Annotated in this window: 20 protein-coding genes; 9 read left to right on the top strand and 11 right to left on the bottom strand. The window is 74.3% G+C overall.

Annotated elements, in window-relative coordinates:
- Positions 1–624 precede the first annotated feature (624 nt).
- Entirely contained in the window at positions 625–1,629 is a 1,005-nt protein-coding gene (gene trpS, locus ABTZ17_RS16445) for a tryptophan--tRNA ligase (RefSeq protein WP_352196302.1), read from the top strand.
- Positions 1,630–1,668: 39 nt separating this feature from the next.
- On the opposite strand, the gene proC is transcribed toward trpS, so the two are convergent.
- From proC to ABTZ17_RS16420, 5 genes are all read right to left on the bottom strand, one after another.
- Positions 1,669–2,478 carry a pyrroline-5-carboxylate reductase gene (proC, locus tag ABTZ17_RS16440; RefSeq protein WP_352196301.1) on the bottom strand — a complete coding sequence of 270 codons (810 nt, stop codon included), beginning with the start codon at positions 2,476–2,478 and terminating at the stop codon, positions 1,669–1,671.
- Positions 2,479–2,608: 130 nt separating this feature from the next.
- Positions 2,609–3,346 carry an ABC transporter permease gene (locus ABTZ17_RS16435; RefSeq protein ID WP_352196300.1) on the bottom strand — a complete coding sequence of 246 codons (738 nt, stop codon included), beginning with the start codon at positions 3,344–3,346 and terminating at the stop codon, positions 2,609–2,611.
- Positions 3,343–4,272 carry an ABC transporter ATP-binding protein gene (locus ABTZ17_RS16430; protein WP_352196299.1) on the bottom strand — a complete coding sequence of 310 codons (930 nt, stop codon included), beginning with the start codon at positions 4,270–4,272 and terminating at the stop codon, positions 3,343–3,345. The genes ABTZ17_RS16435 and ABTZ17_RS16430 overlap by 4 nt, the downstream gene beginning before the upstream one ends.
- 448 nt (positions 4,273–4,720) lie before the next feature.
- The gene (locus ABTZ17_RS16425; protein ID WP_352196306.1) at positions 4,721–5,263 is read right to left on the bottom strand and encodes a hypothetical protein; all 543 of its coding nucleotides are present in this window, start codon (positions 5,261–5,263) and stop codon (positions 4,721–4,723) included.
- A 103-nt stretch (positions 5,264–5,366) separates the two neighbouring features.
- The gene (locus tag ABTZ17_RS16420; protein WP_352196298.1) at positions 5,367–5,687 is read right to left on the bottom strand and encodes a hypothetical protein; all 321 of its coding nucleotides are present in this window, start codon (positions 5,685–5,687) and stop codon (positions 5,367–5,369) included.
- A 124-nt stretch (positions 5,688–5,811) separates the two neighbouring features.
- Between ABTZ17_RS16420 and ABTZ17_RS16415 the strand changes: the two genes are divergently transcribed.
- The gene (locus tag ABTZ17_RS16415) at positions 5,812–8,193 is read left to right on the top strand and encodes a serine/threonine-protein kinase (RefSeq protein WP_352196297.1); all 2,382 of its coding nucleotides are present in this window, start codon (positions 5,812–5,814) and stop codon (positions 8,191–8,193) included.
- A gap of 118 nt (positions 8,194–8,311) precedes the next feature.
- Here ABTZ17_RS16415 and ilvD read toward each other — a convergent pair whose 3' ends face one another.
- The 4 genes from ilvD to ABTZ17_RS16395 form a co-directional block, all read right to left on the bottom strand.
- Positions 8,312–10,162 carry a dihydroxy-acid dehydratase gene (ilvD, locus tag ABTZ17_RS16410; RefSeq protein ID WP_352196296.1) on the bottom strand — a complete coding sequence of 617 codons (1,851 nt, stop codon included), beginning with the start codon at positions 10,160–10,162 and terminating at the stop codon, positions 8,312–8,314.
- Positions 10,163–10,362: 200 nt separating this feature from the next.
- Entirely contained in the window at positions 10,363–11,139 is a 777-nt protein-coding gene (locus ABTZ17_RS16405; protein WP_352196295.1) for a TetR/AcrR family transcriptional regulator, read from the bottom strand.
- Positions 11,136–11,978, bottom strand: a complete 843-nt coding sequence (locus ABTZ17_RS16400) for a sugar phosphate isomerase/epimerase family protein (protein WP_352196294.1) — start codon at positions 11,976–11,978, stop codon at positions 11,136–11,138. The genes ABTZ17_RS16405 and ABTZ17_RS16400 overlap by 4 nt, the downstream gene beginning before the upstream one ends.
- A gap of 350 nt (positions 11,979–12,328) precedes the next feature.
- Positions 12,329–13,258, bottom strand: a complete 930-nt coding sequence (locus ABTZ17_RS16395; RefSeq protein ID WP_352196293.1) for a Ppx/GppA family phosphatase — start codon at positions 13,256–13,258, stop codon at positions 12,329–12,331.
- 82 nt (positions 13,259–13,340) lie between these two features.
- On the opposite strand from ABTZ17_RS16395, the gene ABTZ17_RS16390 reads away from it, so the two are divergent.
- Positions 13,341–14,192: a DUF3109 family protein gene (locus tag ABTZ17_RS16390; protein ID WP_502994699.1), complete on the top strand. Its 852-nt coding sequence runs from the start codon at positions 13,341–13,343 to the stop codon at positions 14,190–14,192.
- A gap of 118 nt (positions 14,193–14,310) precedes the next feature.
- Here ABTZ17_RS16390 and ABTZ17_RS16385 read toward each other — a convergent pair whose 3' ends face one another.
- Entirely contained in the window at positions 14,311–16,134 is a 1,824-nt protein-coding gene (locus tag ABTZ17_RS16385) for a hypothetical protein (RefSeq protein WP_352196292.1), read from the bottom strand.
- A gap of 311 nt (positions 16,135–16,445) precedes the next feature.
- Here ABTZ17_RS16385 and radA point away from each other — a divergent pair, with 311 nt between their 5' ends.
- Both radA and disA read left to right on the top strand, forming a co-directional pair.
- Complete coding sequence (gene radA, locus ABTZ17_RS16380) at positions 16,446–17,900, top strand: DNA repair protein RadA (protein WP_352196291.1); 1,455 nt, start codon at positions 16,446–16,448, stop codon at positions 17,898–17,900.
- Between the two features lie 111 nt (positions 17,901–18,011).
- Positions 18,012–19,136: a DNA integrity scanning diadenylate cyclase DisA gene (gene disA / locus ABTZ17_RS16375; RefSeq protein ID WP_352196290.1), complete on the top strand. Its 1,125-nt coding sequence runs from the start codon at positions 18,012–18,014 to the stop codon at positions 19,134–19,136.
- A 112-nt stretch (positions 19,137–19,248) separates the two neighbouring features.
- Here disA and ABTZ17_RS16370 read toward each other — a convergent pair whose 3' ends face one another.
- On the bottom strand, positions 19,249–20,097 hold the full coding sequence (locus ABTZ17_RS16370; protein ID WP_352196289.1) for a hypothetical protein: 849 nt from the start codon (positions 20,095–20,097) through the stop codon (positions 19,249–19,251).
- Positions 20,098–20,254: 157 nt separating this feature from the next.
- On the opposite strand from ABTZ17_RS16370, the gene ABTZ17_RS16365 reads away from it, so the two are divergent.
- The 4 genes from ABTZ17_RS16365 to ABTZ17_RS16350 all read left to right on the top strand — a co-directional run bounded on the left by ABTZ17_RS16365 (position 20,255) and on the right by ABTZ17_RS16350 (position 23,206).
- Positions 20,255–20,866 carry a phosphatase PAP2 family protein gene (locus ABTZ17_RS16365; RefSeq protein WP_352196288.1) on the top strand — a complete coding sequence of 204 codons (612 nt, stop codon included), beginning with the start codon at positions 20,255–20,257 and terminating at the stop codon, positions 20,864–20,866.
- Between the two features lie 22 nt (positions 20,867–20,888).
- On the top strand, positions 20,889–21,839 hold the full coding sequence (locus ABTZ17_RS16360) for an iron-sulfur binding domain-containing protein (RefSeq protein ID WP_352196287.1): 951 nt from the start codon (positions 20,889–20,891) through the stop codon (positions 21,837–21,839).
- Between the two features lie 159 nt (positions 21,840–21,998).
- Positions 21,999–22,559, top strand: coding sequence for a SigE family RNA polymerase sigma factor (locus ABTZ17_RS16355; RefSeq protein ID WP_352196286.1), 561 nt, complete (start codon positions 21,999–22,001; stop codon positions 22,557–22,559).
- A 35-nt stretch (positions 22,560–22,594) separates the two neighbouring features.
- Positions 22,595–23,206, top strand: a complete 612-nt coding sequence (locus ABTZ17_RS16350; RefSeq protein ID WP_352196285.1) for a hypothetical protein — start codon at positions 22,595–22,597, stop codon at positions 23,204–23,206.
- Positions 23,207–23,208 lie beyond the last annotated feature (2 nt).

The following is a 23,208-nucleotide window of genomic DNA, read 5'->3' as shown; positions in this document are numbered from 1 at the left end:
GGGCGCTTCCTTCGTTCTTGCGTTTCCGACTCTATCAGACCGTTTCCGTTCCGATTTCCTCGGCGCCTTTCCGGTCCCGACCGCTTTCGCGTCCGTTTCCTTTCCGGCGGTTCCGACTCTATCAGAACCTTTCGGGCCTGACTCCCAGTCAGCGGGCTTGCCTTCTCTGCCCGTTGGGCTCTTCCGGCGAGTGAGACCCTAGCGGGTTCCCGGCCTCCGACCTAATCGGCCGCAGCGTCCTCGGCAGTGCTTCGGACAGGGATTCCCTATTCGCAAAAACGCATGGAGAACGAGCCGACACGTATGCGTCGTTCGTTCGAAATGGTTGGTGCGGAATGGCTGTCCGGGGACCGACCGGAGTCGGCTCTCACTTCGGACAACTCGGAGAACACTACGGATCGAGGTGGGACGTGTCAACCCTGGGACAGGGGTCCACCCCAGGGGCTAGCCTGCCTCCCATGACTACGCATGCGCTCAGCCTTCGCTGGTGGGCCGCCTGACGGCGGCCGACCCCAGACGAACGCGCGCACGCGCTCACGGCCGCCGCTCCGGCGGCCGTTTTCGTTTCTCCCCTCCCGGGAGGACCGGCCGCGGGACGGCCCTCACGACACGGGAGAGAAGACGATGAAGCGGATCTTCAGCGGGATCAAGCCGACCGGGCACCTGACCCTCGGGAACTACCTCGGGGCCGTGCGCCAGTGGGTCGAGGTGGACCAGCACCGCGCGGACGCCGATCCGGTGTTCTGCGTGGTGGACCTGCACGCGCTGACCGTCGAGCACGAACCGGCGCGGGTACGGCGGCTCAGCCGGCAGGCCGCGACCCTCCTGCTGGCCTCGGGGCTGGACCCCGAGCGGTGCACCCTCTTCGTGCAGAGCCACGTCAACGAGCACACCCGGCTCGCGTACCTGCTGGAGTGCACGGCCACGGACGGGGAGCTGCGGCGGATGATCCAGTACAGGGAGAAGACGGCGGGCGCGGCCGCCGCGGGGCAGGGGGTGCGGCTGTCCCTGCTGACGTATCCGGTGCTGATGGCGGCGGACATCCTCGCCTACGGGGCGGAGGAGGTGCCGGTGGGTGAGGACCAGCGGCAGCACGTGGAGCTGACCCGGGACCTCGCGGTGCGTTTCAACCAGCGGTACGGCCACACGTTCACGGTGCCGAGGGCGGTGCTGCCGCGGGTGGCCGCGCGGGTCATGGACCTCCAGGACCCGCGGTCGAAGATGGGGAAGTCGCACGCGAGCACGGCGGGGATCGTCTACTTGCTGGACGATCCGGCCACCGTGGAGAAGAAGGTGATGCGGGCGGTCACCGACAACGACGGCGAGGTGCGCTACGACCGGGAGGCGAAGCCCGGGGTGAGCAATCTGCTCGACGTGCTCGCCGCGTGCACCGGGGGCGAGCCTGAGGCCCTCGCCGCCGGCTACGACTCCTACGGGGCCCTGAAGAAGGACACGGCGGCGGCCGTGGTGGAGCTGCTGCGTCCGGTTCGGGAGCGGCACGCCGAGCTCGTCGGGGATCCGGCCCGGGTGGACGCGGTGCTGGCCTCGGGGGCCGGTCGGGCCCGGGAGCTGGCGCGGCCCGTCGTGGACCGGGCGTACCGGGCGATCGGCCTGCTGCCCGCCGCCTGAAGGTGTGGTGCGGAACGGTGCGGCGGCGGGCGGCCGGGGTCAGTTGCTGCCGGTGGCCAGTTCGCGGCTGCGGTCGCGGGCGGCTTCCAGCGCGGCGATCAGGGCGGCCCGTACGCCGTGCCGTTCCAGCTCGACGATGGCGTTGATGGTGGTGCCGGCGGGGGAGGTGACGGCCTCGCGGAGCTTGACGGGGTGCTCGCCGCTGTCGCGGAGCATGACGGCGGCGCCGATCGCCGCCTGCACGATCAGGTCGTGGGCCTGGGCGCGGGGCAGGCCGAGGAGGATGCCGGCGTCGGTCATGGCTTCGACGAGGTAGTAGAAGTACGCGGGGCCCGAGCCGGAGAGGGCGGTGGCCGCGTCCTGCTGGGACTCGGGGACGCGGAGGGTCTTGCCGACGCCGCCGAAGACCTCCTCGGCGTGGGCCAGGTGTGCGGCGGTGGCGTGGCTGCCGGCGGAGATGACCGACATGGCCTCGTCCACGAGGGCCGGGGTGTTGGTCATGACGCGGACGACCGGGGTGCCGGGGGCGAGCCGTTCCTCGAAGAAGGAGGTGGGGATGCCCGCGGCACCGCTGATGACGAGCCGGTCGGAGGGGACGTGGGGGGCCAGCTCGTCGAGGAGGCGGCCCATGTCCTGGGGCTTCACGGTGAGGATGAGGGTGTCGGCGCGCTTGGCGGCCTCGGCGTTGCTGACGGCTTCGACGCCGTAGCGGGTGCGCAGTTCCTCGGCGCGGTCCGCGCGGCGGGCGGTGACGAGGAGCTTCCCGGCCGGCCAGCCGCCTCGGATCATGCCGCTGAGCAGGGCCTCGCCGATCTTGCCGGTGCCGAGGACTGCGACTGTCTGGGTCATTACGGGCTCACCTCGCCGTGGGGCTCCTCCCGGTGGCGGCCGGGAGGTCGCTGGGTCGTACGTTCGGCTCATCCTTGCACTCGGGAGGGGTCGGCGGGCGGGGCGTCCGAGGGGCGGGCGGGTCGGTGGCTCAGGGGGTCCGGCGGCGGAGGGTGGCGGCGCCGAGGCAGAGGACCAGGAGGGCGCAGCCGGCGACGATGACGGCGTCCCGGACGAAGGTGCCGGTGACCTCGCTGTGGGTGAGGACCTGGGTCATGCCGTCCACGGCGTAGGACATGGGGAGGACGTTCGAGACGGCCTCCAGTACCGGCTGCATGGTGTCGCGGGGGGCGAACAGGCCGCAGAGCAGGAGCTGCGGGAAGATCACGGCCGGCATGAACTGGACCGCCTGGAACTCGGAGGAGGCGAAGGCGGAGACGAACAGGCCGAGGGCGGTGCCGAGGATCGCGTCGAGCAGGGCGACGAGGAGCAGCAGCCAGGGCGATCCGACGACGTCGAGGCCGAGGACCCAGAGGGCGGTGCCGGTGGCGAGGGCCGACTGGATGACGGCGAGGGCGCCGAAGGCGAGGGCGTAGCCGCCGATCAGGTCGGCCTTGCCGAGGGGCATCGCGAGGAGGCGTTCCAGGGTGCCCGAGGTGCGTTCGCGGAGCGTGGCGATCGAGGTGATCAGGAACATCGTGATCAGCGGGAAGATGCCGAGGAGCGAGGCGCCGATGCTGTCGAAGGTCTGCGGGCTGCCGTCGAAGACGTAACGGAGCAGGACCAGCATCAGGACGGGGACCAGCAGCATCAGCGCGATGGACCGCGGGTCGTGGCGGAGCTGGCGGAGTACGCGGGCCGCGGTGGCGAGGGTGCGGGAGGCGTTCATCGGGGCTCCTGGATTCCCGTGGGGGCGGTGGTTCCCGTGGTGGTCGTGGCCTCTGTGGGGCTGGTGGCCTCTGTGGGGCTGATGGCCTCTGTGGGGCTGGTGGTGCCGGTGGGAGCCGTGGTGACGGGGGTGCGGTCCGGGGTGGCGGCGGCCTCGTCCACCAAGTGGAGGAAGGCTTCCTCGACGGTGGCGGTGCCGGTGCGGGCGCGCAGGTCGTCGGGGGTGCCCTGGGCGAGGATCCGGCCCTCGCGCATGAGGAGCAGGTCGTGGCACCGCTCGGCCTCGTCCATGACGTGGGAGGAGACGAGGATCGCGGTGCCGCGGTCGGCGGCGATGCGGTGGAAGAGGTTCCAGAGGTCGCGGCGGAGCACCGGGTCGAGACCGACCGTGGGCTCGTCGAGGACGAGGAGCTCGGGGGTGCCGAGGAGGGCGACCGCGAGCGAGACGCGGTTGCGCTGGCCGCCGGAGAGGTTCGCGGCGAGGGCGTCGGCGCGGGAGGTGAGGTCCACGTCGTGGATGGCCCGTTCGACGGCCTCCCGGCGGCGGGCCGTCGCGGCACGGCCGGGGTCGAGGACGGCGGCGAAGTAGTCGAGGTTCTGGCGGACGGTGAGGTCGTCGTAGACCGACGGGGCCTGGGTGACGTACCCGATGCGGGAGCGGAGCTCGGGGTGGCCGGCGGGACGACCGAGGACGTCGAGGGTGCCGGTGACCTTGGCCTGGGTGCCCACGACGGCCCGCATCAGGGTGGACTTCCCGCAGCCGGAGGGGCCGAGGAGGCCGGTGATGCGGGCGCGGGGGACCGTGAAGCGGAGGTGGTGGAGGACGGGGTGGGGGCCTCGGGTGACCGAGAGGTCCTGGGCGTGGATGGCCGGGGTGGAGGGCGCCGGGGTGGGGGTGGGGGGTGGCTCCTCGGTTTTATTCATCATGCGATGAATATTGCTCCTGGGTGGGGGGTGTCGTCAATGGGGTGGGGGCGTGCCGGGGCGGAGTGTGTCGGGGGCTGCGGGGGGGGGTGGGCCGCTGCGCGGGGCTTCCTCCCCGCCCCGCCCCTTCCCGGAACCGGGTGCCTGTGGCGGCCCCGGGCCCCGCCGTGACGGTAAGCCGCTACCGCGGCCCCTCGGGGGCTCCGCCCCCCACACCCCCGCGCCTCAATCGCCGGCGGGGCTGGATGGTGCCGCGACAAGCGGTCCGGCTCGCCTCACCGATCGCCTCAATCGCCGGCGGGGCTGGATGGTGCCGCTGTAGATGGGCGGGCGCGCCTCACCGATCGCCGCATCGCCGGCGGGGCTGAATGGTGCCGCTGTGGGTGGTCAGGCGCGGCTCGCCGATCGCCTTGATCGCCGGCCCGGCTGGGCTTGGCCCGGTTCGGGGTGGTTACTTCTTGCGCTTCGGGCGGCGGGCCGCCGGGTTGCCGGTGCGGGTGGAGCGGCGGCGGTCGTACTGGGCCTTGGCCTGCTCGTACTCGGCGCGGTGGAGCTTCTCGCCCGGGGCCTCGAACAGCGAGCGGACGAAGTACGCGACGAGGGTGCCGACGAAGCCGATGGCCTTGAGGCCGCGGAGAGAACTGTCCTCCTTGGAAGGGGCCACCCGACGGCCGAAGGACTCCCAGGTCTTCGCGAAGGCGATGGCGCTGCAGATCGCGAACATGACGACCACGGTCAGCGAGACCAGGCGCCCGACGTTCCCGGACTCCAGGCCCTCGTAGGCGAAACGGAGCACGAAGGCGCCGGCGGCGGCCGCGGCGAGGGAGCCGAGGGCCACGCCGACCCGGCGCAGGGCGTAGCCGCCGTCGTGGTCCACCCAGGTCGTGCCGAAGAAGCGGATCTCCTCGGGCTGCGGGCCCGCGGGCAGCGCGGGGCCGGGCGGGTCGGACGGGGCGCTGCTGGTGCCGTTCGGTTCGTCGCTCACATCAGCGATTATCCGCCATCGGTGCGGGAGGCCCCGTCCGCCGCGACGGACGGGGCGTGCCCCACGGCCCGGATCACGGCCCGGCTCACGGGTCGGGCCGCGGGGCTCGCGGTCAGGAGCAGCGCGGGGCCACGTAGCCGTCGCTGCCGGTGCGGACGTAGGCGTCCGAGACGAACTGGCCGTTGGCGATGTTGTCCCAGATGTCGGTGGTGCCGTACGGGCCACTGACGGTGGTGCCGGTGCACTGGCAGCGGACCGGTACGAGCGCGTCGTACGGCAGCACCTTGACCAGCGAGTAGTGCGTGCCCGGTCCGCTGCGGACGTTGACGCGGTAGCCCGGTGCGACCGGGTAGCGGGCGCTGACGGCCCCCGCCGCCACCGCCGTTTCGACGTCCGTCACGGCCGTGGCCGGAGCGCCCTGTTCCTTGCCCATGGTTCCCCCGTGTGTTCGTGGTGATGCTCTCCCCCAACGCTTCACGAAGCGTCACTCGCGCAGGTTAGCAAGGCTCGACTAGGCTCGACGGGCGCGTCGGCGTACAAGCACACGGGGGGTGGGCATGCCGCGCCCGGCAGATTCACCGCGGTCGGCTCGGCCGGAATACGCGGGTCAGTACCGGCTGGAGTCCGTCCTCGGCTCCGGCGGCATGGGAGTGGTGCACCTGGCGACCTCGGCCTCCGGGCTGCGGCTCGCGGTCAAGGTGGTGCACGCCGAATTCGCCGCGGATCCCGAGTTCAGGGCCCGGTTCCGGCAGGAGGTCACAGCCGCGCGGCGGGTCTCCGGGGCCTTCACCGCGGCCGTCGTGGACGCCGATCCCGAGGCCGGGCGGCCGTGGATGGCCACCTTGTTCGTGGACGGCCCCACCCTCGCCCAGCGCACGAAGCGGAAGCCCCTGGACGCCGCCGAGTTGAACCGGCTCGGTGCCGGACTCGCGGAGGCGCTGCGCGACATCCATCGGGCGGGTCTGGTGCACCGGGACCTCAAGCCGGGCAACGTGCTGATGGCCGGGGACGGCCCCAAGGTGATCGACTTCGGGATCTCCCGCCCGTACGACAGCCAGCTGCGCACCGAGACCGGGAAGCTGATCGGGACCCCGCCCTTCATGGCTCCGGAGCAGTTCCAGCGGCCGCGGGAGGTGGGCCCGGAGGCGGACGTCTTCGCGATGGGCGCGGTGCTGGTGCACGCGGCGACCGGCCGGGGGCCCTTCGACTCGGACAGCCCGTACCTGGTCGCGTACCAGGTGGTGCACCACGAGCCGGACCTGTCGGGGGTGCCGGAGGAGTTGGTCCCGCTGATCGCGCGGTGCCTGGCGAAGGCCCCGGAGGACCGCCCGACCACGGACGAGCTGATCGCCGAGCTGCGGTCCGCCGCGTATCCGACGGCGGAGGACACCCGGGCGTTCATACCGGCCCCGCGGGTGCCGGGTGAGGGCGGCGTGCCGGGCCGGGGCCACGGCTGGGGGCTCCCGGCCGCCGGGGAGCGGGCGGACCGGGGCCCGGGGGCGGCTCCGGGTTCCGCGGACGGGTCGGGTCCGGGCCGGGAGGAGGCCACGCACCGGCGGGTGCGGATCGACGTGTCGGCGGAGGACGGGCGCGGGCGGCCTTCGCGGCCCTCCCCTGCCCCCCGCGCCTCCCGTACCTCCCGCGCCTCGGCCTCGCGAGGTCGGCTCGGACCGTGGTCGCGGCGTCGGCGCGGGGCGGCGGCGGGCGGGGCCGCGGTGCTGGTCGCGGCGGTCGCGGCCGGGGCGGTCCTGATCGGCGGGTACGGAGACGGCGACGGGGGCCCCGGTGCGGGGCGCCGGACGGCGGCCGGGCCGGGGGCCCTGCCCGGGGCGGTGCCGGGATGGTCGGTGCCGTTGGTGCCGGGCGGCGGGATGCCGGCCTGCTCGGCGGCCGGTGGGGCCGTGTACTGCGCGGGGCCGCGACTGGCGGCGGCCCGGCTGGACCGGTCCGACGGGACGGTCCGGTGGAAGGTGCCCGGCTCCCCTTCCGGAGACCGGGTCGGCGGGGAGCAGGCGCCGGTGCTCGCGGGCGGGCTGGTGCACCTGGTGTCGGCGGACGGCCGGACCCTGCGCGCACTGGACCCGGAGACGGGTCGGGAGCGGTGGTCCGCCCCGGTGCCGGCCGGGGCCGGGCCCGTCCACGCGGGGCGCGGTCGGGAGACCGTCCTGCTGGGTACGGCCGACGGGCGGGTGCGGGCGTTGGACTCGGCGTCCGGGAAGCGGCTGTGGTCGCGGTCCGTGGGCGGGGTCGGGACGGTGTTCACCGGGAGCGGGACGGACGGGACCGTGTTCGCGGTGACCGCGGCCGGGGACGGGGCGACCACCGAGGTGCGGGCGCTCGACGCGGTCGACGGTACGGAGCGGTGGCGGCTGCGGACGGCGGGGCAGTTGACCGCCATCGGCGCCACGGGGGGCGGCGGGACGGGTACGGGCGGGACGGGTACCGGCGCCCCGGGCGGGGCCGGGGGGCTGTACCTGCTCGGCAGCGACCTGTACGGGGTGACGGACGCGGTGGTGCGGATCGACCTGCGGACCCGGGCCGTGCGGCGGTTGGCGCCGGCCGCGCCGGTGGACCAGGCGCAGGGGGCGGTGGACGCGGACGGGACGGTGTACCTGAGCGGCTTCTCCGGGGACCTGACGGCCGTCGGTACGGGGCCGGACGGGGCGCTCGCCGAGCGGTGGCGGCTGGAGACCCTGGTGTCCCGGGTCTCGCGGCCCGTGCCGGCCGGGGCGTACGTGTACCTGTCCACGGCGGACGGGCGGGTGCTCGCGGTGACCGCGAAGACCGGGCGGACCGCGGGGCGGACCGAGGTGCGCGGCGGGGACCGGACGCTGCCCGTGCCGACCCTGCCGGCGCCGGTGGTGGGCGGCGGGCGGGTGGTGGCCGTCACGCCGGAGGGGTCGGTGTTCTCGGTGGGGTCCGAGCCCAAGGGTTGGTAGGGGCGCCGCCGGTCGGGCGGCCCTTCGGGGCTCCCGACCCCGGATCGCCGCCCCGGACCGATGGGGCCGGATCGATGGGCCGGTCGGCCCCGCCGGTGTCGGCGGGGCCGGCGAGGGGTCAGCCCAGCTTGGAGACGTCGCGGACGGCGCCCTTGTCGGCGCTGGTGGCCATGGCGGCGTAGGCGCGGAGGGCCGCGGAGACGGTGCGCTCGCGGTCCTTGGGGGCGTAGACCCCGCCGAGGGCCTCGCGGCGGGCCGCGAGGGTGGCCTCGTCCACCAGGAGCTCGATGGAGCGGCTGGGGATGTCGATGCGGATGCGGTCGCCGTCCTCGACGAGGGCGATGGTGCCGCCGGAGGCCGCTTCCGGGGAGGCGTGGCCGATGGAGAGGCCGGAGGTGCCGCCGGAGAAGCGGCCGTCCGTGATCAGGGCGCAGGTCTTGCCGAGGCCGCGGCCCTTGAGGAAGGAGGTCGGGTAGAGCATCTCCTGCATGCCGGGGCCGCCGCGCGGGCCCTCGTAGCGGATGACGACCACGTCCCCGTGCGTGACCTGCTTGGTGAGGATCTTCTCGACGGCCTCGTCCTGGGACTCGCAGACCACGGCCGGGCCCTCGAAGGTCCAGATGGACTCGTCGACGCCGGCGGTCTTGACCACGCAGCCGTCGACGGCGATGTTGCCGCGCAGCACGGCGAGGCCGCCGTCCTTGCTGTAGGCGTGCTCGACGGAGCGGACGCAGCCGCCCTCGGCGTCGAGGTCGAGGGTCTCCCAGCGCTCGGACTGGGAGAAGGCGGAGGCGGAGCGCTTGCAGCCGGGGGCGGCGTGCCACAGCTCCATGGCCTCGGGGGTGGCGGTGCCGGAGCGCGGGTCCCAGGCGCCGAGCCACTCGTCGAGGGAGTCGGAGTGGACGGAGGTGACGTCCTTGTTCAGGAGGCCGCCGCGGTGCAGTTCGCCGAGGATGGCGGGGATGCCGCCGGCCCGGTGCACGTCCTCCATGTAGTAGGTGCCGCCGGGGGCGACGTTCGGGGCGACCTTGGCCAGGCAGGGCACCCGGCGGGAGACCTCGTCGATGTCCCTGAGGTCGTAGTCGAGGCCCGCTTCCTGGGCGGCGGCCAGCAGGTGCAGGATCGTGTTGGTGGAGCCGCCCATGGCGATGTCGAGGGCCATGGCGTTCTCGAAGGCGGCGCGGCTCGCGATGTTGCGGGGCAGCACGGAGGCGTCGTCCTGCTCGTAGTACCGCTTGGTGATCTCGACGACGGTGCGCCCGGCCTCCTCGTAGAGGGCGCGGCGGGCGGTGTGGGTGGCGAGGACGGAGCCGTTGCCGGGCAGGGCCAGGCCGATGGCCTCGGCGAGGCAGTTCATCGAGTTGGCGGTGAACATGCCGGAACACGAGCCGCAGGTGGGGCAGGCGTTCTCCTCGATGCGGAGCACGTCCTCGTCGGAGACGTTCTCGTTCGAGGCGTCGACCATGGCGTCGATGAGGTCGAGCTTGCGGACGGTGCCGTCGACGAGGGTGGCCTGACCGGCCTCCATCGGGCCGCCGGAGACGAAGACCACCGGGATGTTGAGGCGCATCGCGGCCATCAGCATGCCGGGGGTGATCTTGTCGCAGTTGGAGATGCAGATCAGGGCGTCCGCGCAGTGCGCCTCGACCATGTACTCCACGGAGTCCGCGATGAGGTCGCGGGAGGGCAGGGAGTAGAGCATGCCGGCGTGGCCCATGGCGATGCCGTCGTCGACGGCGATGGTGTTGAACTCGCGGGGCACGGCACCGGCGGCGCTGATGGCCTCCGAGACGATGCGGCCGACCGGCGCCAGGTGCGTGTGGCCGGGGACGAACTCGGTGAAGGAGTTGGCCACGGCGATGATCGGCTTGCCGATGTCCTCGCTCGCTACACCGGAGGCGCGCATAAGGGCGCGCGCGCCCGCCATGTTGCGGCCGTGGGTGACGGTGCGGGACCGGAGCTCGGGCATCTGGGTTCACTCCCCTGAAACACGGATCTGACGGTTACGAGCCTACGCCCGCGCTCCAAGATCTGGACAGGATGTCCGGATGTCGGGACGGAAGGCTCAGCTTTCGGTCACCCGTTCCCCTGGTCGGGGGGTTCGGGCGGGGGCTCGGGCGCTCGCTTCGGGCGGCGGCTTCGAGCGGGTGCTCCGGGGCCCGGGCGGGGTCAGCTCTCGGTCAGGTAGCGCTGGAGCGTGGGGGCGACCATGGCCACGATCTCCTCCGGGTCCGCGGAGGCCAGCGGCTCCACCTGGATCACGTACCGCAGCAGCGCGATGCCGATCATGTGGGAGGCGGCGAGCTCGGCGCGGAACGTGGGGTCGGGTACGTCCAGTTCCTCGGCCACCTTCGCCAGCAGGCGGCGCAGCACGAGGCCGCGCAGCACCTTCGCGGCGGCCTCGTGGCTGACGGCGGAGCGGATCACGGCCAGGAGCGGGGCGCGGGTGGCCGGGTTCTCCCAGACGCCGAGGAAGTAGCGGGCGAGGCGTTCGCCGATGCCCTCGGTGCCCTGGCCGAGGATCGCGGGCACCAGCAGGGCCGGTTCCATGCTGATCTCGACGGCGGCCTCGAAGAGTTCGTCCTTGCTGCCGAAGTAGTGGTGGACCAGGGCCGGGTCCACCCCGGCGGCCTTGGCGATGCCGCGCACCGAGGTCTTGTCGTAGCCGCGGGCGGCGAACTCGGCGCGGGCGGCCAGCCGGATGCGTTCCTGGAGGCCGCCGGGGGCCTGCTCGGCCTCGGCCCGGGAGGGGCGGCCGCGGCCGCGGCGGGGCCGGGGGGCGGGCTCGGGCTCGGGGGGGTCGGGGGTGGCGGCGGGCGCGGGGGTGGCGGGCGCGCTCTTCTGCGGCCGCGGGTCCGGCTGTGCGTCCGGCCGCGGGTCCGGCTCCGCCGCGGGGTCCTGTCGCGGGTCCGGGGCTCCGGCGGGGCGGCGGGCGGCGCGGGTCACGGCCGGGGGACCCGGGGGGTGCGGGGTCCGCGCAGGGCGGAGGCCAGGTGCAGGCGGGTGAAGGCGAGGGCCTCGGCGAGGTCCGCCTCGCGTTCCGCCGCGGACATCGCGCGGCGGGTGTTGACCTCGATGACCACGTGCCCGTCGAAGCCGCCGAGGGCGAGGCGTTCGAGGAGTTCCGCGCAGGGCTGGGTGCCGCGGCCGGGCACCAGGTGCTCGTCCTTCGCGGAGCCGTTGCCGTCGGCGAGGTGGACGTGCGCGAGGCGGTCGCCCATCCGGTCCACCATGGCGGTGGCGTCGGTGCGGGCGGTCGCGGTGTGCGAGAGGTCGATCGTGTAGTGCCGGTAGTCGTCCTTGGTGACGTCCCACTCGGGGGCGTACGCCAGCATCTCGCGGTCGCGGTACCGCCAGGGGTACATGTTCTCCACCGCGAACCGGACGTCGGTCTCCTCCGCCATCCGCCAGATGCCCTCGACGAACTCCCGGCTGTACTGCCGCTGCCAGCGGAACGGCGGGTGCACGACGACGGTGGAGGCGCCGAGCCGCTCGGCCGCGGAGCGCGCCTTCTGGAGCTTGGTCCACGGATCGGTGGACCAGACCCGCTGGGTGATCAGCAGGCAGGGGGCGTGGACGGCCAGGATGGGCACGCCGTGGTGGTCGGAGAGGCGGCGCAGGGCCTCGACGTCCTGGCTCACCGGATCCGTCCAGACCATGACCTCGACCCCGTCGTAGCCGAGGCGCGCGGCGATCTCGAAGGCCGTCGCCGTCGACTCCGGATAGACCGAGGCCGTGGAGAGAGCGACCTTCGCGTCGGGGATGCGCACGACTGGATCTGCCACGGGGACAGGGTACGGGGCCGTGGGGGGAGCGGGTGAGCGGGACGGGGGAGCCGGCCGGGGGTGGGGTGGGGCGTCGGGTGGGGGGGGCGGGTGGGGGCGGGGCCGCTGGGCAGGGCCGGGGTGGGCGGAGCGGGGTGGGGCGGGCCGCTGCGCGGGGCCTTCTCCCCGACCCGCCCCTTCCCGGAACCGGGGCCGCGCCCCGGACCCCCTGACCCGGCCGCTCCGCGCCCGGTGCGCCTCAAACGCCGGCGGGGCTGGGACGCGGCTGGGCGGGGTGCTCCCCGGCGAGGCTGAATTCGGCTGAGGTGGGGTACCCGCCGGCGGGGCTGGGACGCGGCTGGGGGTCGGGTTCAGGACGGGAGGTGGTCCAGGCGGCGGAGGATGATGCCTTCGCGGAGGGCCCAGGGGCAGATCTCCAGGTCGTCGACCTCGAAGAGGTCCATGGCCGCTTCGGCCACCAGGGCGCCCGCCAGGAGCTGGCCGGCGCGGCCCTCGGAGACGCCGGGGAGGGCGGCGCGCTGGGCGGTGGTCATCGCGGCGAGGCGCGGCACCCACTCCTCCAGGTCCTTGCGGGACAGGGTGCGCTGGACGTACGGGCCGTCCGCGGAGCGGGCCGCGCCGGCGATCCGGGCCAGCTGCTTGAAGGTCTTGGAGGTGGCGACCACGTGGTCCGGGGACCCGATCCGGGTGAACTCGCCGACGTTCCGGGCGATCTGGGCGCGGGCGTGCCGGCGCAGGGCCTTCACGTCGGCCGGGTCGGCCGGGTCGGTGGGGAGCCAGCCCGCGGTGAGGCGGCCGGCGCCGAGCGGCAGGGAGACCGCGACGGCGGGCTCCTCGTCGATGCCGTACGCGACCTCCAGGGAGCCGCCGCCGATGTCGAGGACGAGGAGGCGGCCCGCGGACCAGCCGCACCAGCGGCGCACGGCGAGGAAGGTGAGCCGGGCCTCCTCGGCCCCGCTGAGAACCTGGAGGTCCACCCCGGTCTCGGCGCGGACCCGGGCCAGGACCTCGTCGGCGTTGGTGGCCTCGCGGACCGCGGAGGTCGCGAAGGGGAGGACCTCCTCGCAGCCCTTGTCCTCGGCCGCCTGGACGGCGCCGGCGATGACGCCGACGAGCCGGTCCACGCCCTCCGGTCCGATCGCGCCATCGTCGTCGAGGAGCTCGGCCAGGCGCAGTTCGGCCTTGTGCGAGTGCGCGGGCAGCGGGCGCGCACCCGGATGCGCGTCCACCACCAGCAGATGGATCGTGTTCGAACCCACGTCAAGCACTCCGAGTCTCATGGGTGGAACGCTACTGCGACTCGGACACGACGCCCGCCACATGGCGGGTTCGGATCGGTTACCGCCCGCTTAGGCTGGACCCGTGCCAGATACGAAGAAGGCCAAGCAGAAGAAACCGGCCAAGAGCGTGAAGTCCAAGGACAAGGGCAGGGCCGGCGGCGCGGGGGCCCCGGCGGACGAGGTGGGCCTGGACTTCGCCCGGGCCTGGGTGGAGTTCCCCGACCCGGCCGACGAGGAACAGGTCTTCCGCTGCGACCTGACCTGGCTGACCTCCCGTTGGACCTGCATCTTCGGCAGCGGCTGCCAGGGCATCCAGGCCGGCCGGGCCTCGGACGGCTGCTGCACCCTCGGGGCGCACTTCTCCGACGAGGAGGACGAGCAGCGGGTGGCGGAGAACGTGGCGCGGCTCACCCCGGAGCTGTGGCAGTTCCACGAGGTGGGCACGGCCACCGGCTGGGTGCAGAAGGACGAGGACGGGGAGCGGCAGACCCGGCGCTGGGAGGGGTCCTGCATCTTCCAGAACCGTCCCGGTTTCGCGGGCGGCGCGGGCTGCTCACTGCACATCCTGGCCCTGAAGGAGGGCCGGGAGCCGCTGGAGACGAAGCCGGACGTGTGCTGGCAGCTGCCGGTGCGGCGGACGTACGACTGGATCGACCGGCCGGACGACACCCGGATCCTCCAGGTCTCGATCGGCGAGTACGACCGCCGGGGCTGGGGTCCGGGCGGGCACGACCTGCACTGGTGGTGCACCTCGGCGACCTCGGCGCACGGCGCGGGCGAGCCGGTGTACGTCACCTACCGGCCGGAGCTGGTCGAGCTGATGGGCGCGGAGGCGTACGCGAAGCTGGTGGAGCTGTGCGAGCAGCGGCTGGCCGCGCTGCTGCCGATGGCCCCGCATCCGGCGGACCCGCCGTCCCCGGCCCGGCCGGTGTGACCCGGAGCGATCCCGCCCCGGACCGGACCCGGAGCCGGTGACGCCGACGCTTCCCCGGTCCCCCGTCGTACTCCCGACCTCCCGACCTCCCGACCTCCCTGTCTGCCGCCCGCCGTGCTCAGCCGGCGGGCGCCGTCGGTTCCGGGGCCGGTTCGGTGCCGGAGGTGGCGGTGGGTTCCGGTTCCGGCGTGGGGGTCGGGGTCGGGGTGGGTTCCGGGGTGGGCGTCGGCGTCGGGGTGGGGGTCGGCGTGGGGGTGGGCGTCGGGGTCGGCTTGGGGGTGGGTCGGGGTTTCGGGGGCGGGGTGTACGGGGGGACGGACGCGCCGCGGCCCTCGATGGAGATCACCGCGCCGCCCGGGTCCACGCCGACCCGGGCCTTCCAGCGGCCGGCCGGTTCCCCGCGGTGGTCCACGGTGATCCGTACGGTGAACGTTTCGCCGGGCTTGAGCACCCCGAAGCTCTGGCTAGCCCACAGCCAGGGGGCGTCCGACCACAGCTGCCAGGAGACCGGGGAGCCGCCCTCGGCCCGGAGCACCACCAGGGTGTCCGCGCCGCTGGCGGTCGCGGACACGGTGAGCCGGCCCGGGGCGGGTTTGCCGGGGGCCGGGGGGCCGGGGGGCGGGGCACCGGGGCTGACGACCTCCACCGAGACCCCGGGGGCGCCCTCGGGGGCACGGACGAAGCCGGCCTCGGGGCGGGTGGCGGCGTTGCCGGCGTTCTCGTAGGGGGCGTACGGGCCGCCCGCGGCCCCGCCCTGCTCCTCCGTGCCGCTCGCGGCGATGCGGGCGGTGCCGGGGACGGTGTCGGCGGGGGCCGGGCCGCCCCGGTAGGCGGCCCACAGGGCGATCACGGGGGCGGCGACCACGGTGGCGACCACGGTGGTGGTGACCGCGCGGGCCCGCAGCCGGTCCCGGCGGGCGGCCCGGTCGCGGGGGTCCTGCGGGAACCCGGCGCGGTCGAAGCGGGGGGCGGCGCCGCGGGCCCGGGGGGCCCGCAGCTGCGCCAGGTGGACGGCCTTGCGCGGGGCGGGCACCAGGGGCAGCACCGCCGATCCGATGCCTCCCGACCCCGGCCAGGGACCGCCGGCGCCCACCCGCTCGGCGACGCGGCGGCAGCGCGGGCAGTCGTCGACGTGCCGGACCAGTTCGGCGCGCAGGGCGGTGGAGAGCAGGACCCGGTCGTCGCCGGTCAGCAGGGAGACCTGTGGGCAGCCGCCGGTCTCGACCACGGCGAGGGCCGCCCGGGTGCGCTCCACCTCGCAGGCGGCGCCCGCGAGGAGCTCCCGGGCGGAGACCTGACCGAGGCCGAGGACGGAGGCCAGTTCGGCCACCCCCAGCCGGTGGCGGACGGCGAGCTCCAGGGCCTCGCGCTGGGCGGGGGTGGTGCCGGCGGCCTCGGGCCAGGCCAGCCGGGCCAGTTCGGAGCGGCGGACGGACTCGCCCGCGTCGGCGGGGTCCCCGAGCATCTCGCCCTCGGCGCCCGGTGCGGGGCCGGAGCCCGCCGCGGGGCCGGGTCGGGCTCCCGGGCCGGGTCGGGCTCCCGGGGGTGGGCCACCGGAGGCGTACGCCCCCGCTGCCGCGTGCTCCCTCGTATGCTCCGGCGCACGCCGGGCAGCGTGCGCCCCCGTGCCGGTCAGGGCCCGCCGGTCCTCCTCCAGGCGGCGCAGGCAGGCCCAGCGGGCCAGCGCGTAGAGCCAGGCGCGGCGCGCGGCGGGTTCCTCGGGGCAGCGGCCCGATTGCCGTTCCGCCACGGCGAGCACGTCCGCGAGGACGTCGGTGGCGGCGTCGTGATCGCAGAGCACGGAGAGGCAATAGGTGAACAGGCCGTCGAGGTGCGGCTCGTGGCGATGGGCCGGAGGGGGCTGCGGGTCGCGTTCCGCGGACCCGCGCGCCCGGTGCGCGCCGGTGCGCTCCGGAGACGGTGACTTACTGCTGCTGTTCACCCGGTGAAGGTAGGGGCCGCGCCGGGGACGCCCCGGATGCCTTCGAGAGTTTTAACCCTTACGGGTGAACAGATCGCACGAAAGGGGACACGTGGCCTGACGTTGTGCGCGACGCGACCGCCGGAGCGGACGGGGCGCGGCCCCGGGCGCCCGCCGCGCGCCCCCGCGCCGACCACGGACCCGCAGCGGACCCGCAGCATGCGGCCGAGGGACGGACGACGGACGGATGGCGGGGGCGGGACGGTCGGCGGACCCCGGCCGCCGGCCCCGGTCCGGGCCCGACTGTCGGAGGCCCCCGCTACCGTGGGCGCATGGCTGCCCGTACTTCCCGCTCATCCGCCAAGGACCGTCCGTCCTACCGCTGCTCCGAGTGCGGCTGGACCACGGCCAAGTGGCTCGGCCGCTGCCCCGAGTGCCAGGCGTGGGGGACGGTCGAGGAGCAGGGCGTGACCGCCGTGCGCACCACGGCCGCGGGCCGGGTCTCCTCGGCCGCGCTGCCCATCGCGCAGGTGGACGGCCGGCAGGCCACCGCCCGCACCACGGGGGTGGACGAGCTGGACCGCGTGCTCGGCGGCGGTCTCGTGCCGGGTGCCGTGGTGCTGCTGGCGGGCGAGCCCGGGGTCGGCAAGTCCACCCTGCTGCTGGACGTGGCCGCGAAGGCGGCGAGCGAGCAGCACCGCACCCTGTACGTGACGGGCGAGGAGTCCGCGAGTCAGGTGCGGTTGCGCGCCGACCGGATCGGCGCCCTCGACGACCACCTGTACCTGGCCGCGGAGACGGACCTCTCGGTGGTGCTGGGACACCTGGACGAGGTGAAGCCCTCGCTGCTGGTCCTGGACTCGGTGCAGACGGTCGCCTCCCCGGAGATCGACGGCGCCCCCGGCGGCATGGCGCAGGTCCGCGAGGTGGCGGGGGCCCTGATCCGGGCCTCCAAGGAGCGGGGCATGTCCACGCTGCTGGTCGGCCACGTCACGAAGGACGGGGCGATCGCGGGTCCGCGGCTGCTGGAGCACCTGGTGGACGTGGTCCTGCACTTCGAGGGCGACCGGCACGCCCGGCTGCGGCTGGTCCGCGGGGTGAAGAACCGCTACGGGGCCACCGACGAGGTCGGCTGCTTCGAGCTGCACGACGAGGGGATCACGGGGCTGGCCGACCCGAGCGGGCTGTTCCTGACCCGGCGGGCGGAGCCGGTGCCCGGCACCTGCCTGACGGTGACCCTGGAGGGTCGCCGGCCACTGGTGGCGGAGGTGCAGGCGCTGACGGTCGACTCGCAGATCCCCTCGCCCCGGCGGACCACCTCCGGCCTGGAGACCTCCCGGGTCTCGATGATGCTGGCGGTGCTGGAGCAGCGGGGCCGGATCAGCGCCCTGGGCAAGCGGGACATCTACAGCGCCACGGTGGGCGGGGTGAAGCTCTCCGAGCCGGCGGCGGACCTGGCGATCGCCCTGGCCCTGGCCTCGGCCGCCAGTGACACCCCGCTGCCGAAGAACCTGGTCGCGATCGGCGAGGTCGGGCTGGCCGGCGAGGTGCGGCGGGTCACCGGGGTGCAGCGGCGGCTGGCCGAGGCGCACCGGCTGGGCTTCACCCACGCGCTCGTGCCGGGGGATCCGGGGAAGGTGCCGCCGGGCATGCGGGTGCTGGAGGTGGCGGACGTCGGCGAGGCCCTGCGGGTGCTGCCGCGGAGCCCCGCGCGCGGAAGGAGTGCTTCCGCGGAGGGTCGGGGGAAGGCCCCCGATGAGGCCCGGGGCGGGGCCGGACACGGGTAGCCACCACGGGAGCACAGGGGGCGCCGGTAGACTTTGCACCGGTCCGCCCGCCCGCACGCACGCCCGGTGCCCCCGGCGCCGGGCGGCGACACCCGCGACCGGAGGAGTGCAGTGGCAGCCAAGGACGGGGCAGCAGCGCCCGGGAAGTCCGGCGCGAGCTCCAGACACGAGGCCCTGGTCCGGGCCTCGCTGAGCGCGGTCGCCCCCGGTCAGCCCCTGCGTGACGGTCTGGAGCGGATCGTCCGCGGCAACACCGGCGGACTGATCGTGCTGGGCATGGACAAGGCCGTCGAGTCCATGTGCACCGGCGGTTTCGTGCTCGACGTGGAGTTCACCGCGACCCGGCTGCGGGAGCTGTGCAAGCTCGACGGGGCCCTCATCCTCGACAAGGACCTGACGAAGATCCTGCGGGCGGGGGTACAGCTGGTCCCGGACGCCTCGATCCCGACGGAGGAGACCGGCACCCGGCACCGCACCGCCGACCGGGTCTCCAAGCAGTGCGGTTTCCCCGTGGTCTCGGTCTCGCAGTCGATGCGGCTGATCGCCCTTTACGTGGACGGGGAGCGGCGGGTGCTGGAGGAGTCCGGGGCGATCCTGTCCCGTGCCAACCAGGCCCTGGCCACGCTGGAGCGGTACAAGCTCCGGCTGGACGAGGTGGCGGGCACCCTGTCGGCGCTGGAGATCGAGGACCTGGTGACGGTCCGCGACGTGACGGCGGTGGCGCAACGGCTGGAGATGGTCCGCCGGATCGCCACCGAGATCGCCGAGTACGTGGTGGAGCTGGGCACCGACGGCCGGCTGCTCTCCCTCCAGCTCGACGAGCTGACGGTGGGCATCGAGCAGGAGCGGGAGCTGGTGATCCGGGACTACGTGCCCGAGCCCACGGCGAAGCGTTCCCGCACGGTGGAGGAAGCCCTCGCGGAGCTGGACGCCCTGACCCACCCCGAGCTGCTCGAACTGCCCATCGTGGCGCGGGCGCTGGGGTACACCGGCTCCCCGGAGACCCTGGACTCGGCGGTGTCGCCGCGGGGTTACCGACTGCTGGCGAAGGTGCCGCGGCTGCCCGGGGCGATCATCGAGCGGCTGGTGGAGCACTTCGGCGGGCTGCAGAAGCTGCTCGCGGCCAGCGTGGACGACCTGCAGACGGTGGACGGGGTCGGCGAGGCCCGGGCCCGCAGCGTCCGCGAGGGGCTGTCCCGGCTGGCGGAGTCCTCGATCCTCGAACGGTACGTCTGAGGTCCGCGCCGGGCGCGGGAGGCGGAGGCCGACCGAGCACGGCGCCGGATGTGGGGGGGGGGCGGCCCCCGTTGGGGGCGGGCCCTCCCGCACATCCGCGTGGGGCCCGCGGTCAGTCCTGCTCCAGGCGGAAGGAGACCGTGAGGTCCTTCATGCCGGGGGCCTTGACCTCGACCAGGTAAGTGCCGGGCTCGGCGGCCGTCTTGGGCGGGGCGGCGCAGCGGGTGGCGTCGCCGGGCTTGCGGTCCCACTCCACGACGTGCGTGACGGAGGACCGGGCCGGGACCCGGTAGAAGGCGTTCCCGGTGCCGCGGGGGCAGTCGGCGGTGGACCAGACGGGCCGGTCGGCACCGGTCTTGGTGATGGTCAGCACGGCGTTCTTCGGGCCGAGGTCCATCTTGCAGGTGCCGACGGAGGAGTTCTTCGCGACGATCTCGAAGCGCGGGAACTCGGTGGGCTCGTACTCGTTCTTGACGGTCCGGACCTCCCAACTGACCGCGCCCGGGGCGCAGGTGGGGAGCGGGGAGCCGGCGGGCAGCTGCCCCGCGCCGCCGCTGCCTCCGGTGCTGCCCGCGGTGCCGGTGCCGCCGCCGGGTTCGCCGTTCTTGCCGGAGCCGGGGTCGGTGCCGCCCGTTCCGGTGTCGGTTCCGTTGCCGTCACCGCCCGTTGAGCTTCCGCTGCCCGCGGTGGTGCCGGTGCCGCCGTGGTCACCGCCGCCCGAATCCTCGCGCCCACCGGGGTAGTTGGTGACGGGGGATCCGGAGGGGTCGGGGCCGGGGGTGATGCCCGCGCTCGGGCCGGGGCCGGGCCCCTTGGCGTCCTGACTGCCTTGTCCACCACCGGAGGTGACGGCCCATACGGCGAGCATGGCAAGCAGTGCCGCGACGGACGCGAGGACGGCCCTCCGGCGCCAGTAGATGGAGGAGGGGAGCGGTCCGACCGGATTGCGCAAAGATCCCACGGACCGAACCTTACGAGAGATCAGGTCCCGATCGCGGCCCCACCCGCCGCACGGCACCAGGTTTTGGAGATCATCATCCTGTGGTGTGATCCACTCGACCCCGAATGGGCCGGGGGGCTGATGCGACCGAACACCATGTTTTCGTAAAGTCTGCGGAATGGACACCTCCGACCTCTACCGCGACATCACCGACTTCGCCCATTCCACGCCCGGCTGGGTGCAGCACTTCGTGGAACTGTGGACCGAGGCCGGACTCATCCTCTTCGGGTTCGTCTTCATCGCCCTGTGGTGGCGGGCCCGCCGCCTCGACGACCACGCCATGGCGCTGGCGGTCCTCGCCCCCTTCGCCACGGCCCTCGGCTACGTGGTGTCGGAGAGCCTGAAGTCGGTGGTCACGGAGGACCGGCCGTGCCGGCAGGTCGCCGGGGCGATGGCCCCCCTCATCCAGTGCCCCGAGTACGGGGACTGGTCCTTCCCGAGCAACCACTCCGCGATAGCCGGGGCCGCCGCGATCGCGGTGGCCCTCGTCCTGCCCCGGCTGGCCCTGTGGACGGTGCCCATGGCCCTGCTGATGGCCTTCTCCCGGGTGTTCGTCGGCGTGCACTACCCGCACGACGTGGCCATGGGGCTGCTGCTCGGCGGCGCGATGGCCGCGCTGACCATGGTCGCCCTCACCCGGCCCGCCGGTACGATCGTCCGCTCGGTCCGCGGCAGCGGCATCGGAGCGGGTGTCTGGTTCACCGGTCCGGGCCCCGCGCGACGCACGTGAAACGTGCCAGGATGCGTCTGTCATGACTGCGATGCCTGCCACCCCAGACGCCCGCCGCTCCCCCGCCGGACCGCCCTCGGAACCGGGCGTCCCCGCCGATCCCGCGGTCCTGCACGAACCCGTCGTCTCCTGGTTCGCCGAGCACGCCCGGGACCTGCCATGGCGGCGTCCCGAGGCCGGGCCCTGGGGGGTCATGGTCAGCGAGTTCATGCTCCAACAGACCCCGGTGGTGCGGGTGCTGCCCGTGTACGAGCAGTGGCTGGCGCGCTGGCCCCGCCCCGCCGACCTGGCCGCCGAGGCCCCCGGCGAGGCGGTCCGCGCCTGGGGGCGGCTCGGCTACCCGCGCCGGGCCCTGCGGCTGCACGGCGCGGCCGTGGCCATAACGGAACGGCACGGCGGGGACGTCCCGCGCGACCACGGCCAGCTGCTGGCGCTGCCCGGGATCGGCGAGTACACGGCCGCCGCCGTGGCCTCCTTCGCCTACGGGCAGCGGCACGCCGTGCTCGACACCAACGTGCGCCGGGTCTTCGCCCGGGTGGCGACCGGCACCGAGTACCCGCCCAACGCCACCACCGCCGCCGAACGCCGGCTGGCCCGCGCGCTGCTCCCGGAGGACGAGCCCACCGCGGCCCGCTGGGCCGCCGCCTCCATGGAGCTGGGCGCCCTGGTCTGCACCGCCAAGAGCCCCGACTGCCACCGCTGCCCGGTCGCCGGACAGTGCGCCTGGCTGCTGGCCGGACGCCCCGCCCACGACGGCCCGCCGCGCCGCGGCCAGACCTACGCCGGCACCGACCGGCAGGTCCGCGGCAAGCTCCTGGCGGTGCTCCGGGAGGCCCGTACCCCGGTCCCCCAGGCCGCCCTGGACGCCGTCTGGCACGAACCGGTGCAGCGGGCCCGGGCCCTCGACGGACTGGTCTCCGACGGGCTCGTGGAACCCCTCGCGGACGGCACGTACCGGCTGCCGGCGAGCTGAGGACGGACCGCCGGCGAACCGCCGGCGGCTCCTGTTACACAACCTATGGCCGTCCGTGCGTCCCCCGAGGGCTGGACCGCACAGCCCCGTGACAACCCCTCCGTACCTTCGAATCCGTCAGCAGGAAGCGGATGCGGTATCGGAACGGAGGCGGTTGGGATGGCGCAGGGCGAGGTGCTCGAATTCGAGGAGTACGTCCGCACCCGTCAGGACGCGCTGCTGCGCAGTGCCCGCCGGCTGGTGCCGGACCCGGTGGACGCCCAGGACCTCCTCCAGACCGCCCTCGTCCGCACCTACGGCCGCTGGGACGGCATCGCCGACAAGTCCCTGGCCGACGCCTACCTCCGCCGCGTCATGATCAACACGCGCACCGAGTGGTGGCGCGCCCGCAAGCTCGAAGAGGTGCCCACCGAGCAGCTGCCCGACGCGAGCGTGGAGGACGGCGCCGACCAGCGCGCCGACCGCGCCCTGCTGATGGACGTCCTGAAGGTGCTCGCGCCCAAGCAGCGCAGCGTGGTCGTGCTGCGACACTGGGAGCAGATGAGCACCGAGGAGACGGCCGCGGCGCTCGGAATGTCGGCAGGTACCGTGAAGAGCACACTGCACCGGGCACTGGCCCGGCTCCGCCAGGAGCTGGAGAGCCGGAACCTCGACCTGCGGGCCCTGGAGCGCGGTGACCACGACGTTCGTCACGAGGGGCGGGAGCGGTGCGCGGCCTGAGCGGTAGACGCCTCGAAGGGGGCTCACTCACTGCCATGTCGGCGGGGACGGTCGTCCTCGCCGGCTCCGTGCTGTTCATGGTGGCCTGCTCCTCGGGGGGAGCGGGCCTGAAGGACGAGGGCCCGGCGCGTTCGGAGGCCGCCGTGAAGGCGGCCCCGACGCCGGGCCCGACGCGTACCGGCGGCTTCCGCCGGGTGGACGCGGTGGCCCTGGTGAAGGCCGACCCGAAGGTCTCCTCCGAGGTCAAGCGGGACCTGAAGCCGTGCGTCGGCAAGGAGTACCCGGTGGACGTGACCTACGGGAAGGTCACCGGGAACACCGTGGAGGACGTGATCGTCAACGTGCTCTCCTGCGCGGACGCCGTCGGGGTGGGCTCGTACGTGTACCGCTCGAACGGCGGACGCTACGAGAACGTGTTCGCGGACGAGCAGCCGCCGGTCTACGCGGAGATCGACCGCGGCGACCTGGTGCTCACGAAACCGGTGTACGGGAAGAGCGAGGCGCTCGCCTACCCGTCGGGGGAAGACGTGATCACCTATCGGTGGAACGGGGACCGCTTCAACGAGCTGGACCGCGTCCACACCGAATACAGCAACACGGCCGACGGCGGGGGCCAGCCCGCCCCGGCCGTCACACCGAAGAACTGAGG

This window comes from Streptomyces sp. NPDC097619 (assembly GCF_040302735.1).
In the GTDB taxonomy this organism is placed as follows: Bacteria; Actinomycetota; Actinomycetes; order Streptomycetales; family Streptomycetaceae; genus Streptomyces.
Note: the sequence above shows the minus strand (reverse complement) of the source record. Positions and strands in the feature narration are given on the sequence as shown.